The 13,763-nt window shown below is 62.0% G+C and carries 17 protein-coding genes; all 17 read left to right on the forward strand.

Annotated features, from left to right (window positions below; translation table 11 throughout):
- The first annotated feature begins 1 nt into the window (after nucleotide 1).
- The 17 genes from IB246_RS22640 to IB246_RS22720 all read left to right on the forward strand — a co-directional run bounded on the left by IB246_RS22640 (nucleotide 2) and on the right by IB246_RS22720 (nucleotide 13,644).
- The gene (locus IB246_RS22640; protein WP_008043375.1) at nucleotides 2–658 is read left to right on the forward strand and encodes an SCO family protein; all 657 of its coding nucleotides are present in this window, start codon (nucleotides 2–4) and stop codon (nucleotides 656–658) included.
- Nucleotides 655–1,275 carry an SCO family protein gene (locus IB246_RS22645; RefSeq protein WP_008043374.1) on the forward strand — a complete coding sequence of 207 codons (621 nt, stop codon included), beginning with the start codon at nucleotides 655–657 and terminating at the stop codon, nucleotides 1,273–1,275. Before IB246_RS22640 ends, IB246_RS22645 begins: the two co-directional genes overlap by 4 nt.
- A gap of 9 nt (nucleotides 1,276–1,284) precedes the next feature.
- Nucleotides 1,285–2,835 (forward strand): ABC transporter substrate-binding protein, encoded by a 1,551-nt coding sequence (locus IB246_RS22650; protein ID WP_192230175.1) that lies wholly within the window; start codon nucleotides 1,285–1,287, stop codon nucleotides 2,833–2,835.
- Nucleotides 2,836–2,850: 15 nt separating this feature from the next.
- Nucleotides 2,851–3,804 carry a peptidylprolyl isomerase gene (locus tag IB246_RS22655; protein ID WP_008043369.1) on the forward strand — a complete coding sequence of 318 codons (954 nt, stop codon included), beginning with the start codon at nucleotides 2,851–2,853 and terminating at the stop codon, nucleotides 3,802–3,804.
- Between the two features lie 222 nt (nucleotides 3,805–4,026).
- On the forward strand, nucleotides 4,027–4,560 hold the full coding sequence (locus IB246_RS22660; protein WP_008043360.1) for a response regulator: 534 nt from the start codon (nucleotides 4,027–4,029) through the stop codon (nucleotides 4,558–4,560).
- 84 nt (nucleotides 4,561–4,644) lie between these two features.
- Nucleotides 4,645–6,351, forward strand: coding sequence for a GspE/PulE family protein (locus IB246_RS22665; RefSeq protein WP_008043357.1), 1,707 nt, complete (start codon nucleotides 4,645–4,647; stop codon nucleotides 6,349–6,351).
- Nucleotides 6,332–7,135 (forward strand): hypothetical protein, encoded by an 804-nt coding sequence (locus tag IB246_RS22670; protein WP_008043355.1) that lies wholly within the window; start codon nucleotides 6,332–6,334, stop codon nucleotides 7,133–7,135. Before IB246_RS22665 ends, IB246_RS22670 begins: the two co-directional genes overlap by 20 nt.
- 1 nt (nucleotide 7,136) lies before the next feature.
- Entirely contained in the window at nucleotides 7,137–7,682 is a 546-nt protein-coding gene (locus IB246_RS22675; protein WP_008043354.1) for a PilN domain-containing protein, read from the forward strand.
- Complete coding sequence (locus IB246_RS22680) at nucleotides 7,669–8,217, forward strand: GspMb/PilO family protein (RefSeq protein ID WP_008043352.1); 549 nt, start codon at nucleotides 7,669–7,671, stop codon at nucleotides 8,215–8,217. The genes IB246_RS22675 and IB246_RS22680 overlap by 14 nt, the downstream gene beginning before the upstream one ends.
- Nucleotides 8,217–8,735, forward strand: coding sequence for a hypothetical protein (locus IB246_RS22685; protein ID WP_008043350.1), 519 nt, complete (start codon nucleotides 8,217–8,219; stop codon nucleotides 8,733–8,735). Before IB246_RS22680 ends, IB246_RS22685 begins: the two co-directional genes overlap by 1 nt.
- A complete protein-coding gene (locus IB246_RS22690) occupies nucleotides 8,732–10,570 on the forward strand; it encodes a secretin N-terminal domain-containing protein (RefSeq protein WP_008043349.1) in 1,839 nt (612 codons plus the stop codon). The genes IB246_RS22685 and IB246_RS22690 overlap by 4 nt, the downstream gene beginning before the upstream one ends.
- A gap of 2 nt (nucleotides 10,571–10,572) precedes the next feature.
- The gene (locus IB246_RS22695) at nucleotides 10,573–11,046 is read left to right on the forward strand and encodes a type II secretion system protein (RefSeq protein WP_008043347.1); all 474 of its coding nucleotides are present in this window, start codon (nucleotides 10,573–10,575) and stop codon (nucleotides 11,044–11,046) included.
- Nucleotides 11,047–11,050: 4 nt separating this feature from the next.
- Nucleotides 11,051–11,425 (forward strand): type II secretion system protein, encoded by a 375-nt coding sequence (locus IB246_RS22700; protein ID WP_008034019.1) that lies wholly within the window; start codon nucleotides 11,051–11,053, stop codon nucleotides 11,423–11,425.
- Nucleotides 11,400–11,939, forward strand: coding sequence for a type II secretion system protein (locus IB246_RS22705; RefSeq protein WP_008043344.1), 540 nt, complete (start codon nucleotides 11,400–11,402; stop codon nucleotides 11,937–11,939). The genes IB246_RS22700 and IB246_RS22705 overlap by 26 nt, the downstream gene beginning before the upstream one ends.
- The gene (gene csgE / locus IB246_RS22710; RefSeq protein ID WP_008034030.1) at nucleotides 11,936–12,325 is read left to right on the forward strand and encodes a curli production assembly/transport protein CsgE; all 390 of its coding nucleotides are present in this window, start codon (nucleotides 11,936–11,938) and stop codon (nucleotides 12,323–12,325) included. Before IB246_RS22705 ends, csgE begins: the two co-directional genes overlap by 4 nt.
- Entirely contained in the window at nucleotides 12,322–12,756 is a 435-nt protein-coding gene (locus IB246_RS22715) for a curli assembly protein CsgF (protein ID WP_008043342.1), read from the forward strand. Before csgE ends, IB246_RS22715 begins: the two co-directional genes overlap by 4 nt.
- A 30-nt stretch (nucleotides 12,757–12,786) precedes the next feature.
- Nucleotides 12,787–13,644, forward strand: coding sequence for a CsgG/HfaB family protein (locus IB246_RS22720; protein WP_008034033.1), 858 nt, complete (start codon nucleotides 12,787–12,789; stop codon nucleotides 13,642–13,644).
- Nucleotides 13,645–13,763: the final 119 nt, after the last annotated feature.

Below are 13,763 nucleotides of genomic sequence, written 5' to 3' on the forward strand. Positions count from 1 at the left end.
CATGAACCGATTCGCACACCGTGGACTGCTGACGTTCTGCCTGTTGACCGTCGGCGCGGGGCAAGCCCTGGCGCACTCGGCGGATGAACACGCCGGGCATGACATGCCGGCCAAAGGCGCCCGTTCGGAAAGTGCCCAGGTCAAATTCGCCGACGTCGCGCTGGTGGACCAGAACGGCAAGCCGGTGCGTCTGGAGAAGGATCTGGTGACCAACAAAATCGTGGTCATGAGCTTCATTTACACCAGTTGCACCACGGTGTGCCCGGTGGTGTCGTCGATCATGGGCAAAGTGCAGAAACAGCTGGGCGCGCGGGTGGGCACCGAGGTGCAACTGGTCTCGATCAGCATCGACCCGCAGCGCGATGACGCCAAGCGCCTGAACGCCTACGCCCGCAGCTTCCAGAACGGTCCGGGCTGGAGCTGGCTGACCGGCAGTGCGCAATCGATCGACGCCACCCTCAAAGGCCTCGGCACGTTCAGCGGCGACTTCAAGAACCACCAGCCGCTGATCCTCGTCGGCGACGGCAACAGCCGCCACTGGACGCGCTATTACGGCTTCACCGACCCGACCGTACTGACCCGTGAAGTGGAGAAACTCAGCGGCCAGCGCAACAGCCACGCCAAACACACCGCCATTGCCATGGAGCAGCAACCATGAGAGTCATCGACTGGGTTGCGTTGAGCCTGTGCTTCTGGATTTTCAGCTCGTTGGCCTTCGCTCACGAAGGGCACGAAGAACCCGCTCCTGTCGTGGCCACCGCGCAACCGTCGAGCGGCACGCGCGATGCGAAAACCTGGTTCACCGACACGCCGTTGCAGGACCAGAACGGCGAGACCCTGCGCTTCTACAGCGACGCGCTGCATAACCGCGTGGTGCTGCTGAACGTGATTTTCACCAGTTGCACGGATGCCTGCCCGCTGATCACTCGCAAGCTCAAGGAAGTGCGTGAGTTGCTGGGCGACAAAGCAGACGGCATTACCTTTATCTCCCTTACCAGTGATCCGCTGCGGGATACCCCGGCGGTACTCAAGGCTTACACCTTGAAGCAGGGCGTCAATGGCCCCCACTGGCTTTTTCTCACTGGCGACAAGGCGCAAATGGATCTGGTGCTGGGGCGCATCGGCCAGATCGTGCCGACTCCCGAGCAACATTCAACGCAACTGATTGTGGGTGACGTAGCCAACAAACGCTGGAGCAAAATCCGCCCCGATGCCCCGGCCGCCGCCATTGCCCAGCGCTTGCAATTGCTGACAATGCCCGTGGCCGGTCGCTGAGCCCGCACCATGAAAATCTCCCTGATCCTCGGCCTGTTCCTGATCGGCAATCTTCATTGCGCCGCCGATACATTGCCCTTGAACCCTGACGAAAGTGCCGGCAAACGGCTGTACCGCGAGGGCGTGTCGGGCAGCGGTGAACCGATCATGGCGCGTATCGGGGCGACGGGCATGTTGCTGCCGGCCACCAGCCTGCCGTGCGCCAACTGCCACGGCGCCGATGGCCTGGGCCGGCCCGAGGGCGGGGTGCGTCCACCCGATCTGAGCTGGTCGCGGCTGACCAGCACCTATGGCCAACGGCACGTCAATGGCCGCAACTACCCGGCGTACACCGACGGCACCCTGGCGCGGGCGATCCAGGAGGGGCGCGATTCCGCCAACAATCGCCTCGACCCGGCGATGCCGCGGTTCGTGCTTTCGATGAAGGATCAGCGCAACCTCACGGCCTACCTCAAACGCCTGGCTGATGAGCGCGACCCCGGCCTGACGCCTGACAGCCTGCACCTGGGCACGTTGTTGCCGAGTCAGGGACCGTTGGCGGAGGAAGGCGCGACGGTGGCAGCGGTACTCAAAGGCAGCGTGGCGCGCATCAACAAGGCGGGGGGGATTCATGGCCGGCAGGTGCGCCTGACGATCCTCGACCCGGGGCCGGACCCTGTCAGTGCCGGGCGGGCGCTGGATCAGTTGATCTATCAGGAGCAGGTGTTTGCCCTGATCGCGCCACTGGCGCCGGCACTCGACACGCAACTGGTTTCGCGTCTGGAGCAGGCGGGCATTCCGTTGATCGGTCCGCTCTCGTTGCAGGGTACGGCGCAGAGCAGTCGACAGATTTTTGAACCGATGCCAGGGGTGCGCGAGCAACTGATCGCCCTGGCCGATTACGCCACCGGGAGTTTGCGCGTGCTCCAGGGCCCGACGCTGATTACCTACACGGACGATCCCGGTCAACAACTGGCGGCTCATACCCTGCGTCAGTATCTGCAAGATCACGCCTGGCAAAATGTCAGCCTGCAGGCCTACGACCCGGTAAAGGACCAACTGCCGCTGGGCTCGCGCTCATTGTTTTACCTAGGCTGCGGTAGCGATTTCAGTCTGCTCGCCGAAAGGTTGCAGAGGGCGGGGCAGGTTCCTTACCTGTTCGCCATGGCGAATCAGGTGGCGGGTGACCTTTTGCGAGTGCCCAGTGGTTTTTCCCGGCGGTTGTTTTTGTCCTATCCGTTCGTGCCCAGCGACTGGACCCTGGCCGGGCGCCTGGCCCTGATCCAGTTGCGCGAACAGCAGGGGCTCGGTGGTCAGCACGCGGTGCTGCAAGTCGGCGCGTTCAGTTCGATGCTGCTGCTCAGCGAGGGCATGAAGCAGGCCGGGCGCGACGCCAGCCGCGAGAAGCTGATCTATGCGCTGGAAGGCCTGCATGACTTCGACACCGGGCTGACCCCGCGCCTCAACTTCGGGCCGGGCCAGCGGCTGGGCTTGAGCGGCGCGCATATCGTCACCGTGGATTTGCCCGACCAGCGCTTCTACCTGGTAGCCCCTTACAAGCCCATTACCGCGAAACCCTGACCGGAGGCCTCGATCATGACGCTCAAGACTCTGTTGATCCTGCTGACGCTGTGGCTGCCGGTGGCGTTCGGCAGCAACGGCCCGGTCGCCGCGCGGGTCAATGGCGAGGAGATTTCCCAGTTCCGCCTCGAACGCTATTTTGCCGAGTACCTGGAGGACCAGGGCCGGGCGCTGGGCAGCATTCGTAATCCCAAGGCGTACAAGCAACTTCGGCAAAAGGCGCTGGACGCATTGATCGACCGCGAGTTGCTGTGGCAGGAAGCGGTCAAGCGTGGAGTGGTGATCAGCGATGCCACCGTGCAACGCCAGGTTGAACAGACCCGGCAGGCCATTGGCGGTGCCGAGAAATTCGCTCGACGCCTGGAGGACGCAGGTTTCGACGAGGCCGGTTTTGTCGAATACACCCGCCGTGAACTCGCGGCTCAGCAGGTCTTTGCCGAGCTGACCAGCGTCGAGGGGCCGGACGAAAAACAGGTCCGCGCGTTCTATGAAGAACATCGCGCGCAGATGAGCCAGCCCGAAGCGGTGCAGGCGCGGCACATCCTGATCAAGGTTGCCCAGGACGCCGATGCCGCCACAGTCGAAGCGGCGCGGCTACGCTTGGTGCACATGCAGGCGACAATCCGCCAGGGCGCGGACTTCGCCAGCGTGGCCCGGACGGGGTCCGAAGATGCCTCGGCGAGTGAGGGCGGAGATCTGGGCTATTTTCCACGTGGACGCATGCTGCCAGCGTTTGAAGCGGCAGCCTTTGCCCTGGCACCGGGCGCGGTGAGTGAGCCGGTTCGCACGGCACTGGGCTGGCACTTGATCCAGGTGCAGAACCACAGGGAGGTGACCGATGTCACAGAGGTGCAAGGGCTTGAGATGGTCAGGGCGTACCTCGACCGACAGCGACAGGCTCAGGTTCGCCAGCAGGTTTTGGCGCAACTGCGATCGCGTAATCGAATCGAACGAATTGACGATGAATGAAGGTTCCCCCCCAATAGTGGGGAAAAGCTTCAGGGCAATTCCGTGTGCGCCCCCGCCTTTGGGGGGCGGTGTATTTGGGCGGAAAGGCTTTTTTATGAAAATCAAACACATGCAGTGGTGAAACACCCGGCGCCCAGCCTGGCATGAAGTGTGCGTTAGCCTCGGTAAGGCGAGCACTCTGCCAGGTACGGAACTCGGACCTGCGGTTTCAAGGAGTCCACCTTGTTAAACAAAGTACTGGTTGTCGATGACGAACAGCTTCTTGCACAAAACCTCAAGGATTACCTTGAGGCGCAAGCACTGGACGTCCGGGTTGCACATGACGGTGCGGCGGCTATCGGCGAAGCCGAGCAGTTTGCACCCGATGTGATGGTGTTCGATTACCGCTTGCCCGATATGGAAGGCTTTGAGGTGCTCGATGCCATCCGCCGGAACAGGAACTGTCATTTTGTGCTGATTACCGGGCACCCGACCGCTGAAGTCTGTGAGCGGGCCCGGCAGGTGGGAGTCAGCCATATCCTGTTCAAACCATTTCCAATGGCGGAACTGGCCCGTGCAGTCTGTGACCTTCTGGGGATGGAGCGCGAACCCAAAGCAGGCGCGCGCACATCCGAGGGGTTTGTCGAACGACGCCAGAGCAGGACCGAGAGTTTCCCGCTGCAGTTGTACGACGGCAGTTGGGTGCTGGCGGATCGTCGACGCAATCCCTCGACGTCCAAGGCACCAGACGACGAACAATTGCTCACCGGGGAGTAGTGGCGCGACCAGCCGTTGCGGTAACCGCCGTAATTGCTCGCCGCGTCGACAGGGCTCAAAGCCCCCGGCGTTGGAGAGCAAGCCATGGACCGTCTATCCCTTGCCGTCGAACCGGCGCAGTTGGAATCCGTACCGTCGCGCTTTTCCAGTGAGCAATTGGCCCAGGCCCGATCACTGGCCGCCAGTTCCGGCGAGCGGATGCTCGAAGCCCTCGGGGTGTTGTGCGAACTGGCCCCCATGCCCTTCATCCAGTGCCTCGGCGCCACCCTGCATTATCCGGTGCTCGACACCGACAACCTGTTCAAGTCCACTCCCGTATTCGACAGGGTCACCCTGGCCCAATGCCTCAAGCGCGAATTCATTCTGTTGCGCCACGACGAGGAGATCATCGGCGTGTTCGCCGATCCGTTCGACACGTCGCGCCTGGCCTGGATCGATGACTGCCTGCACGGTGCTCCCCTGTATCTGGTGCATGCCGACGACCTGAAAGCCTATCTGGCACGTCACGAAGAGAGCTTCCATGCGGTGGAATCGCTCAACGCCCAGGCCGACGCCAACATCGAAACCGACACCCTGCAAAGCCTGTCCCTGACCAGCATCAGCGAAGACGCCAGTGTCGTCGTCAAACTGGTCAACTCGACCCTGTACGACGCCTTGAAAATGCACGCCAGCGATATCCATTTGGGCACCACCGGCAGCGGCCTGGTGATCAAGTACCGCATCGACGGCGTGCTCAACAACATCAGCAAGATCCAGGGCAGCGAGTTCGCCGAGCAGGTGATTTCCAGGGTCAAGGTCATGGCCGAACTGGACATCGGCGAGAAACGCGTGCCCCAGGACGGTCGCTTCAAGATCGGCATCAGTGGTCGGCAGATCGACTTCCGGGTCTCGATCATGCCGAGCATCTTCGGTGAAGACGCGGTGCTGCGGGTGCTCGACAAACAGGACCTGGCGGACAAGGTCTGCGGTGTGCAGTTGCAGGCCCTGGGCTTTGAAGACGAAACCCTGCGCCAACTGCGCAGGCTGGCCGCCGAACCCTACGGCATGGTGCTGGTGACCGGCCCGACCGGCAGCGGCAAGACCACCACGCTGTACGCGATGATCACCGAGATCAACCACGGCGTGGACAAGATCATCACCATTGAAGACCCGGTGGAATATCAGTTGCCGGGCGTGCTGCAAATCCCTGTGAATGAAAAGAAAGGCCTGACCTTCGCTCGTGGCTTGCGCTCGATCCTGCGTCATGACCCGGACAAGATCATGGTCGGTGAAATCCGTGACCCCGACACCGCGCAGATCGCCGTGCAATCGGCACTCACCGGCCACCTGGTGTTCACCACGATCCACGCCAACAACGTGTTCGATGTCATCGGCCGGTTCACCCAGATGGAAATCGATCCCTACAGCCTCGTCTCGGCGCTCAATGCCGTGCTGGCGCAGCGCTTGATCCGTCTGGTTTGCACCAGTTGCAGCGCGCCGTGCACCCCGACCGATGAGGAACTGCTCGCTTCGGGTCTCGACCCCCACAACGTCGATCACTTCCACTTCGTTCACGGCAAGGGCTGCGGGCATTGCCGGGGCACCGGTTATCGCGGGCGCACGGCGATCGCCGAGCTGCTGCACCTGGACGACGAGCTGCGGCAGATGATCGTCGAGCGCCAACCGATTTCGAAAATCAAAACCCATGCGTGCAAACGTGGCTTGCGTCTGCTGCGCGAGTCGGCGCTGGAACTGGTTCAGGAAGGGCGCACCACGCTCGAGGAGATCAATCGTGTCACTTTTGTCTCGTGATCGTTTTATCGCCGTGCTCGGCGCCAGTGGGGTCGGCCTCGCCCAGCGCCGTGGCAGCGAAACCCTGTGGCTGGGCAGCGTCGGTTTTATCGACGAAGGCTTCCACGCCTGGGCGGTGGCGCTGGACACCCTCGATCATCTGCTGGCCGATCACACCCACGCCGGTGCCGAGTTGAGCGTGGTGATTTCCGGGCACTTCAGCCGTTTCTGCCTGGTGCCCTGGAGCGAACAGATCAGCAGCCCTGACGAATTGCTCGGGTTTGCCCGGCTGTGCTTCGAAGACCTTTACGGCGTGCCGACGCAACCCTGGAGCCTGGTGCTCTCGCCGGAACCGGCCGGCTACGACCGGGTCGCCAGCGCACTGCCACAGGATTTGCTGACGCGTCTGCGCACCCTGGTCAGCGCCCGGGGCCTGCGCCTGCGTTCGGTGCAGCCGTACCTGATGACGGCGTTCAACCACTTCGATAAAAGCCTCGATACCGGCGACTTCCTGTTCGTGGTCGCCGAGCCGGTACGCAGCGTATTGCTGCTGGCCCGGGAAGGCCGCTGGGCCTCGGTGCGTTCGGTGGGCACCGGCGACAGCGACGCCGCACTGACCGCGTTGATCGGTCGTGAAAGCCAATTGCAGGCCTCCACCAGCGAGCGGCCACTGAACGTTTACCTGCATGCGCCCGCGCGTATCGATGTGCAACCCGACATTCCCGGCGTGCACTTGCGCACCCTTGAAGAAGACCGGACAACCGTACGCGATGGCTTGTACGTCATGTCCCGGGCGGTGGCCTGACATGCGCGCCCTGATGCTCGACTTTCAGCCGCGCCGCCGTTCGGGCCCCCTGGGCTGGAGCCTGCTGGCCGTGGGCGTGGTGTTGAGCCTGATTTGCGTGGTGGTTCAGCAACACCTCAGTGATCAGACCGCGCAACAACAGGGCCATCTGCAAACCGCCCAGCGTGTCCTCACCGGCGACGATGGCGGCACGGTCAGCCTGACCCCGGCGCAAATCCGCGAGCAGGCACAAAACCTCGCCGAGATGCGCAAGGTCTCGCAGCAACTGCGCCGGCCGTGGGAGCGCCTGTTCGCCATGCTCGAAGCCATGCCCCGGGGCGATATCGCCTTGCTGACCCTGACCCCCGATGCGCGCAAAGGCCAGGTGCGGATCAGCGCCGAGGCGAAAGACCTCGACGCCATGCTCGACTTCCACCGCAACCTCGAGGCCAGCGACGAGCTGTCCGATGTGTCGCTGCTGAGCCACGAAATCGTGGCCAACGTGCCCGAGCACCCGGTGCAATTCAACCTGTCGGCTACCTGGGAGATTGGCGATGCAAATCCCTAGACTGATCGTCCACGAATACCTGCAAGGCCTGGGCATTCCCGGTCTGGCAGGGATGGCGCTGCTGGCGTTGGCATCGGTCTATGGCCTGGCGGGCTTGATGCCGGACTGGCAGTCGCTGCAACAGCTCAGCCAACAGACCCGCGAAGCCAGTGAATACCTGGCCAGGGTTGAAGACGGCAGCGTCGCCGCGCCGGTGGTGCCACAACGTCAGCTCGACGACTTCCGCAGCAAGCTGCCTTCGCAGCCGCAAGCCACGGTGGCGATCGACAAGATCTACGCGTTGGCGGCCCAGGAACACATCACCCTGGCACGCGGTGAATATGCCCTGGGCATCGACCCCAAGACCCATCTGGCGCGCTATCAGATTCTGCTGCCGGTGCGTGGCAGCTACCCGCAACTGCGGCGCTTCCTGCATGCCTTGCTCGGTCAGTTGCCGGCGGTGGTGGTGGAGGACGTGGAGTTCCAGCGTAAAAAGATCGCCGACACCGACCTGACCGGGCGGATCCGCATGACCCTCTACCTGTCGAGGTCATGATGAATACCAAACGCGTAGCGGGGTGGGTGGGGTTCTTCGGCGTAGCGGCGGGGCTGGCCTGGTTGCCTGATTACTGGATGTCGGCGGACGACGGCGAGGCGGCCGTCACCGTCGTGGCCACGGCGGCCAACAGCAAAACCCGCGGTGCCCTGCCTGCCGCGCCAGCCACCGGCAAAGCCGCTGTGATCAAGGACTTGAGCCCGGCGGGCGACCTGTTCGCCGCCCGCAGCTGGAAGGCTGAACCGACGCTCGCCAGCGTCACCGAACAACCCGTCAACGTGACCCCGGTGGTGACCGTCCCCAGTGCACCGCCAATGCCTTTCCAGTTTATCGGGCGCATGGATGATCGTTCAGACCAGCAAGTGTTTCTGCTGAGCGGAGAAAAAATATACGTCGTACGCAAAGGGGATGTGATCGACGAAACCTGGCGGATCGTGGGCATTTCCGATGTGGAACTGAGCTTCGTCTACCTGCCTTTGCATTTGTCCCAGACCTTGTCTATGGGGAGCACGCCATGAATAGATCCCGTTTGCTGATGAGCTTTTGCTGTGCGTGTGCCGGGCTGGTGGCGTGCAGTTCTGCCCAGGTCGCCAACAAGGAAGCGTCCGAGCTGATCGAGCAGGGACAATACGAGGCCGGCCTGGCGCGTATTGAAGAAGGGCTGCGGGAAAACCCTCGTAATACCGAACTGCACCTGGCCCGCAACTCCGCCCACGCCAAGGCGATTACCGCGCTGCTGACCGAGGCTGACACCGACCGTTCGCACCGGGACTTCGCCGCCGCGCGCGTCAGCTACAACCGGGTGCTGACCATCGAGCCGAACAACCGGCGTGCCCAGGATGCAATGCGCCAGCTCGACTACATGCGCAGCCTCGATGAAAAACTCGAGCTGGCCCGTGGCGACTTGCGTCGCGGCGACATCTACGGGGCCGACCGTCAGGTCAAACAGATCCTCGAACTGGACCCGAAAAATGAAGGCGCCCTGGAACTGCAAAGCAACATCCGTCTGGTCCAGAGCCGCAACGTCATCCAGTACCCACAGCTGCGCACACGCCTGGAACGGCCCGTGACCCTGGAGTTTCGCGACGCCAACCTGAAAACCATTTTCGAGGTGCTGTCCCAGGTCGCCGGGTTGAACTTCATCTTCGACAAGGACCTGCGCCCGGACATGAAAGCCACAATCTTCGTGCGTGACGTGCGCATTGAAGACGCCGTGGAACTGCTGCTGCAACAGAACCAGTTGCATCAGAAAGTGGTGAACGAAAACACCTTGCTGATCTACCCGGACTCACCGCAAAAGCTCAAGGATTACCAGGAGCTGGTGATGCGCACCTTCTACCTGACCAGCATCGATGCCAACACCGCGCTGAACATGATCAAAACCATGCTCAAGACCCGCGACGTGTTTGTCGATGAGCGCCTCAACACCCTGACCATGCGCGACTCCGAAGACGCGATCCGCATGGCGGAAAAACTCTTGCAATCGCAAGACCAGTCCAACCCCGAAGTGGTGCTGGAAGTGGAGGTGATGGAGGTTGCCACCCAACGGATTCTCGACCTCGGCCTGCAATGGCCGAACACCTTCGGCGTGGTCAACGGCGACGGTTCGCCGGTGCAGATTCTCGATCAATTGAAAGGCATCGACTCCAGCCGGATCACCATCTCGCCTTCGCCGCAGGCCAAGATCAATGCCCAGGACAACGACATCAACACCCTGGCCAGCCCGGTGATTCGTGTCAGCAACCGCGAGCAGGCGCGCATCCACATTGGTCAGCGCGTGCCGATCATCAGCGCCACGTCGGTGCCGTCGACCCAAGGCCCGGTGATCACCGAAAGCGTCACCTACCTGGACGTCGGTCTGAAGCTGGAAGTGCAGCCGACCGTGCACCTGAACAACGAAGTGGCGATCAAGATCGCGCTGGAAGTGAGTAACGCCACGCCACTGGAACCGACCCGCCAGGGCACGATTCCGGTGCAGGTCGATACCCGTAACGCCCAGACCACCCTGCGCCTGCATGACGGCGAAACCCAGATTCTCGCCGGCCTGATGCGCAACGACCATGGCGCCACCGGCAACAAGATTCCGGGGCTTGGCGACATTCCTGGCCTGGGCCGGTTGTTCGGCAGCAACAAGGACAACGTCAGCAAATCGGAACTGGTGCTGTCGATCACGCCACGGATCGTGCGCAACCTGCCGTACCAGAGCCCGTCGGACATGGAATTCCCGACCGGCACCGAAACCAGCATGCGCATTCAGGCACCGGACCGGCAGATGGAACCGCCCATTCAGAACGAGCACATCGATCGGCCGGTGGCGGCCTCAACCACTCAAGTGTTTATCGAGAAGCCTTGATCATGAGCGCCTCGCAACGCGGTTTTACCCTGATCGAAGTCGTGGTGACGCTGGCCCTGATCGGCTTGCTGGCCGGCATGGCCGCGCCGCTGACCGAGACTGTGGTGCGCCGGGGCAAAGAGCAGGAACTGCGCACCGCGCTGTACCAGATTCGCGATGCCATCGACGCGTACAAACGCGCATTCGACGCCGGTTACATCGAGAAGTCCCTGAACAGCAGCGGCTATCCGCCGAACCTGAAAGTGTTGGTGGAGGGGGTGCGCGATGTGCGCAGCGCCAAGGGGGCCAAGTTCTATTTTCTGCGGCGCGTGCCCCATGACCCGCTGAAGCCGGTCAAGCGTGACGACGACGGCGGCTGGGGTTTGCGCTCCTATGACAGCACGGCTCAAAACCCGCGTGAGGGCCAAGACGTCTTTGACGTTTACTCCCAGGCGCGGGGCAAGGGGCTTAACGGCATCGCCTACCGGGAGTGGTGAGCTTATGCGTCGGGAAAAGGGGTTTACCTTGCTGGAACTGATGGTGGTCATGGCAATCATCGCAACCTTGATGACCATCGCCTTGCCACGTTATTTCAACAGCCTCGAGGCCTCGAAAGAGACCACGCTGCGCCAGAGCCTGTCGGTGATGCGCGAAGCCCTGGATCACTACTACGGCGACACCGGGCGTTATCCCGATTCCCTTGAGCAACTGGTGGAACAACGCTACCTGCGCAACCCGCCGATGGACCCGATTGCCGAACGCAAGGACCTCTGGGTCATGGTCGCACCACCGGATGGCGTACCGGGTGGCGTCGCCGATATCAAAAGCGGGGCCACAGGGAGGGCGCGTGATGGCAGCCTCTATTCCGAGTGGTAAATCTTTGAACGAGGGCGGCTTCACTTACCTGGGCGTGCTGTTCCTGATCATGCTGATGGGCATGGGCCTGGCCACTGCCGGCGAGTTGTGGTCGACCCTCTCGCGCCGTGATCGTGAGCGCCAGCTGCTCTGGGTCGGTACGCAATACGCCCAGGCATTGCGCAGCTACTACCGCAGTTCACCAGGCTTGGCGCAATACCCGAAGGAGCTGGAAGACCTGTTGCAGGACGAGCGTTTTCCCAGCCCAAAACACCATATCCGGCAGCTGTATCCGGACCCGATCGGCGGCGGAGAATGGAGCCTGATGCGCGGTTTCGATGGCCGCATCACCGGCCTCAACAGCGCCTCCACGGACACGCCGCTCAAGCAGGCGGACTTCCCCTCTCAGTGGTCGGATTTTGCCGGTATGGCGAGTTACAAGGACTGGCAGTTCGTGGCCGAAAAAGCCTTTCTCGAGGGCACATCGGGACCTGCCAAGGGCCAGTCACAATCGCCCGAAGCGTTGCAGCCATGAATCGATTCTGCGTGGCCGTGATCCTGATGCTGGCGTCTGCTGCCGCCACGGCCGGCGAAGAGGACGAAATGATGGGGTTCATCGTCGATGACACGATCTCGCACATCGGTCACGACTTTTACTACTCGTTCAGTGAACGCCTGCGCGCCACCAGCCCGATGGATTTCAACCTGGTGGTACGCGAACGACCTTCGGCGCGGTGGGGCGCCCTGGTCACTGTGGAATATCAGCAGCGTCTGGTTTACCGGCGTTTTTTGCCGCCGAACACCGTGGAACTCAAGGAAGAGGCCTATGACGCCGCCGACTGGGTCCGCGGGCAGATCGTCCAGCGCAAGCTGGAAGCCTTGTTGCAGGACACAACGGACCTTGAGAGGGACGAACTATGAAAACCACAACGTTCTCGCAGCACCGCCTGTTTTCAAGGGCAGGCATCTGGTTGGTCGGGCTCGGCAGTTGTGGCCTGGTCCAGGCCACCGAGCTGGTCTACACGCCCATCAACCCCTCGTTTGGTGGCAACCCGCTGAACGGGACCTGGCTGCTCAACAACGCCCAGGCGCAAAACGATTACGACGATCCTGACTTGAAAAAACGCACCGCCGCGGCCGGCACTTCGGCGCTGGAGCGGTTCTCCAGTCAGTTGCAGTCGCGGTTGCTAGGGCAGTTGCTGGACAACATTTCCGCGGGCAACACCGGGAGCCTGACCACCGACGCTTTTATCGTCAACGTGGTCGACGACTCCGGCCAATTGACCATCGTCGTGACCGACCGAGCAACCGGTGAAGTCTCCGAAATTCAGGTGAGCGGCCTGGCCCCTTGAAGGGATCCGGGTTGATGGGGAGGGAAGGATATGAAAAGAATAATGGTGCTAGGGCTGATGTTGGCGGCGTTACAGGGGTGCAGTCTGCGCGAGCCGATCGGGGCTGAGCAGGACACCGAAACCCCGACGCTGACCCCGAGGGCTTCGACTTACTACGACTTGATCAACATGCCACGACCCAAGGGTCGGTTGATGGCGGTGGTGTACGGTTTCCGCGACCAGACCGGGCAATACAAACCGACCCCGGCCAGTTCGTTTTCTACCAGTGTCACTCAAGGCGCGGCGAGCATGTTGATGGATGCGTTGCAGGCCAGCGGCTGGTTTGTGGTGCTGGAACGGGAGGGGCTGCAGAACCTGCTGACCGAGCGCAAGATCATCCGCGCCTCGCAGAAAAAACCGAACACGCCGGTGAATATCCAGGGCGAACTGCCGCCGTTGCAAGCGGCGAACATGATGCTTGAGGGCGGGATTATTGCGTACGACACCAATGTGAAAAGCGGAGGGGAAGGGGCGCGTTACCTGGGTATCGATATTTCCCGGGAGTATCGGGTGGATCAGGTCACGGTGAACCTGCGGGCGGTGGATGTGCGCAGTGGGCAGGTGCTGGCCAATGTGATGACCAGCAAGACGATTTACTCCGTGGGCCGTAGTGCCGGGGTGTTCAAGTTTATCGAGTTCAAGAAGTTGCTTGAGGCGGAGGTTGGCTACACCACCAACGAGCCGGCGCAGTTGTGTGTGTTGTCGGCGATCGAGGCGGCGGTGGGGCATCTTCTGGCGCAGGGGATCGAGCGGCGTTTGTGGCAGGTGGCGGGGGATAATTCGCCTGAGAGCGGTGAGACGCTTGACCGGTATCTGACCCAGAACAAGGTGGTGCCTGAAGAAGAGTGACCGAGGCCAGACCCGGAACTCTGTAGGAGCCGGCTTGCCGGCGATGGCGGCCTCATGACCGACCATTTTCTTTCGGGTGTACATATCCATTCCTGCGGTAACGGCCACTTATGGTTTCG

Origin of the sequence: Pseudomonas sp. PDM01 (assembly GCF_014852325.1) — a bacterium.
Classification (GTDB): Bacteria; Pseudomonadota; Gammaproteobacteria; order Pseudomonadales; family Pseudomonadaceae; genus Aquipseudomonas; species Aquipseudomonas migulae.

Bases quoted from the DNA above. Each gene is read 5' to 3' on its own strand.
- IB246_RS22640 (WP_008043375.1), top strand. From the start codon at position 2: ATGAACCGATTCGCACACCGTGGACTGCTGACGTTCTGCCTGTTGACC.
- IB246_RS22645 (WP_008043374.1), top strand. From the start codon at position 655: ATGAGAGTCATCGACTGGGTTGCGTTGAGCCTGTGCTTCTGGATTTTC.
- IB246_RS22650 (WP_192230175.1), top strand. From the start codon at position 1,285: ATGAAAATCTCCCTGATCCTCGGCCTGTTCCTGATCGGCAATCTTCAT.
- IB246_RS22655 (WP_008043369.1), top strand. From the start codon at position 2,851: ATGACGCTCAAGACTCTGTTGATCCTGCTGACGCTGTGGCTGCCGGTG.
- IB246_RS22665 (WP_008043357.1), top strand. From the start codon at position 4,645: ATGGACCGTCTATCCCTTGCCGTCGAACCGGCGCAGTTGGAATCCGTA.
- IB246_RS22675 (WP_008043354.1), top strand. From the start codon at position 7,137: ATGCGCGCCCTGATGCTCGACTTTCAGCCGCGCCGCCGTTCGGGCCCC.
- IB246_RS22680 (WP_008043352.1), top strand. From the start codon at position 7,669: ATGCAAATCCCTAGACTGATCGTCCACGAATACCTGCAAGGCCTGGGC.
- IB246_RS22685 (WP_008043350.1), top strand. From the start codon at position 8,217: ATGAATACCAAACGCGTAGCGGGGTGGGTGGGGTTCTTCGGCGTAGCG.
- IB246_RS22690 (WP_008043349.1), top strand. From the start codon at position 8,732: ATGAATAGATCCCGTTTGCTGATGAGCTTTTGCTGTGCGTGTGCCGGG.
- IB246_RS22695 (WP_008043347.1), top strand. From the start codon at position 10,573: ATGAGCGCCTCGCAACGCGGTTTTACCCTGATCGAAGTCGTGGTGACG.
- IB246_RS22700 (WP_008034019.1), top strand. From the start codon at position 11,051: ATGCGTCGGGAAAAGGGGTTTACCTTGCTGGAACTGATGGTGGTCATG.
- IB246_RS22705 (WP_008043344.1), top strand. From the start codon at position 11,400: ATGGCAGCCTCTATTCCGAGTGGTAAATCTTTGAACGAGGGCGGCTTC.
- csgE (WP_008034030.1), top strand. From the start codon at position 11,936: ATGAATCGATTCTGCGTGGCCGTGATCCTGATGCTGGCGTCTGCTGCC.
- IB246_RS22715 (WP_008043342.1), top strand. From the start codon at position 12,322: ATGAAAACCACAACGTTCTCGCAGCACCGCCTGTTTTCAAGGGCAGGC.
- IB246_RS22720 (WP_008034033.1), top strand. From the start codon at position 12,787: ATGAAAAGAATAATGGTGCTAGGGCTGATGTTGGCGGCGTTACAGGGG.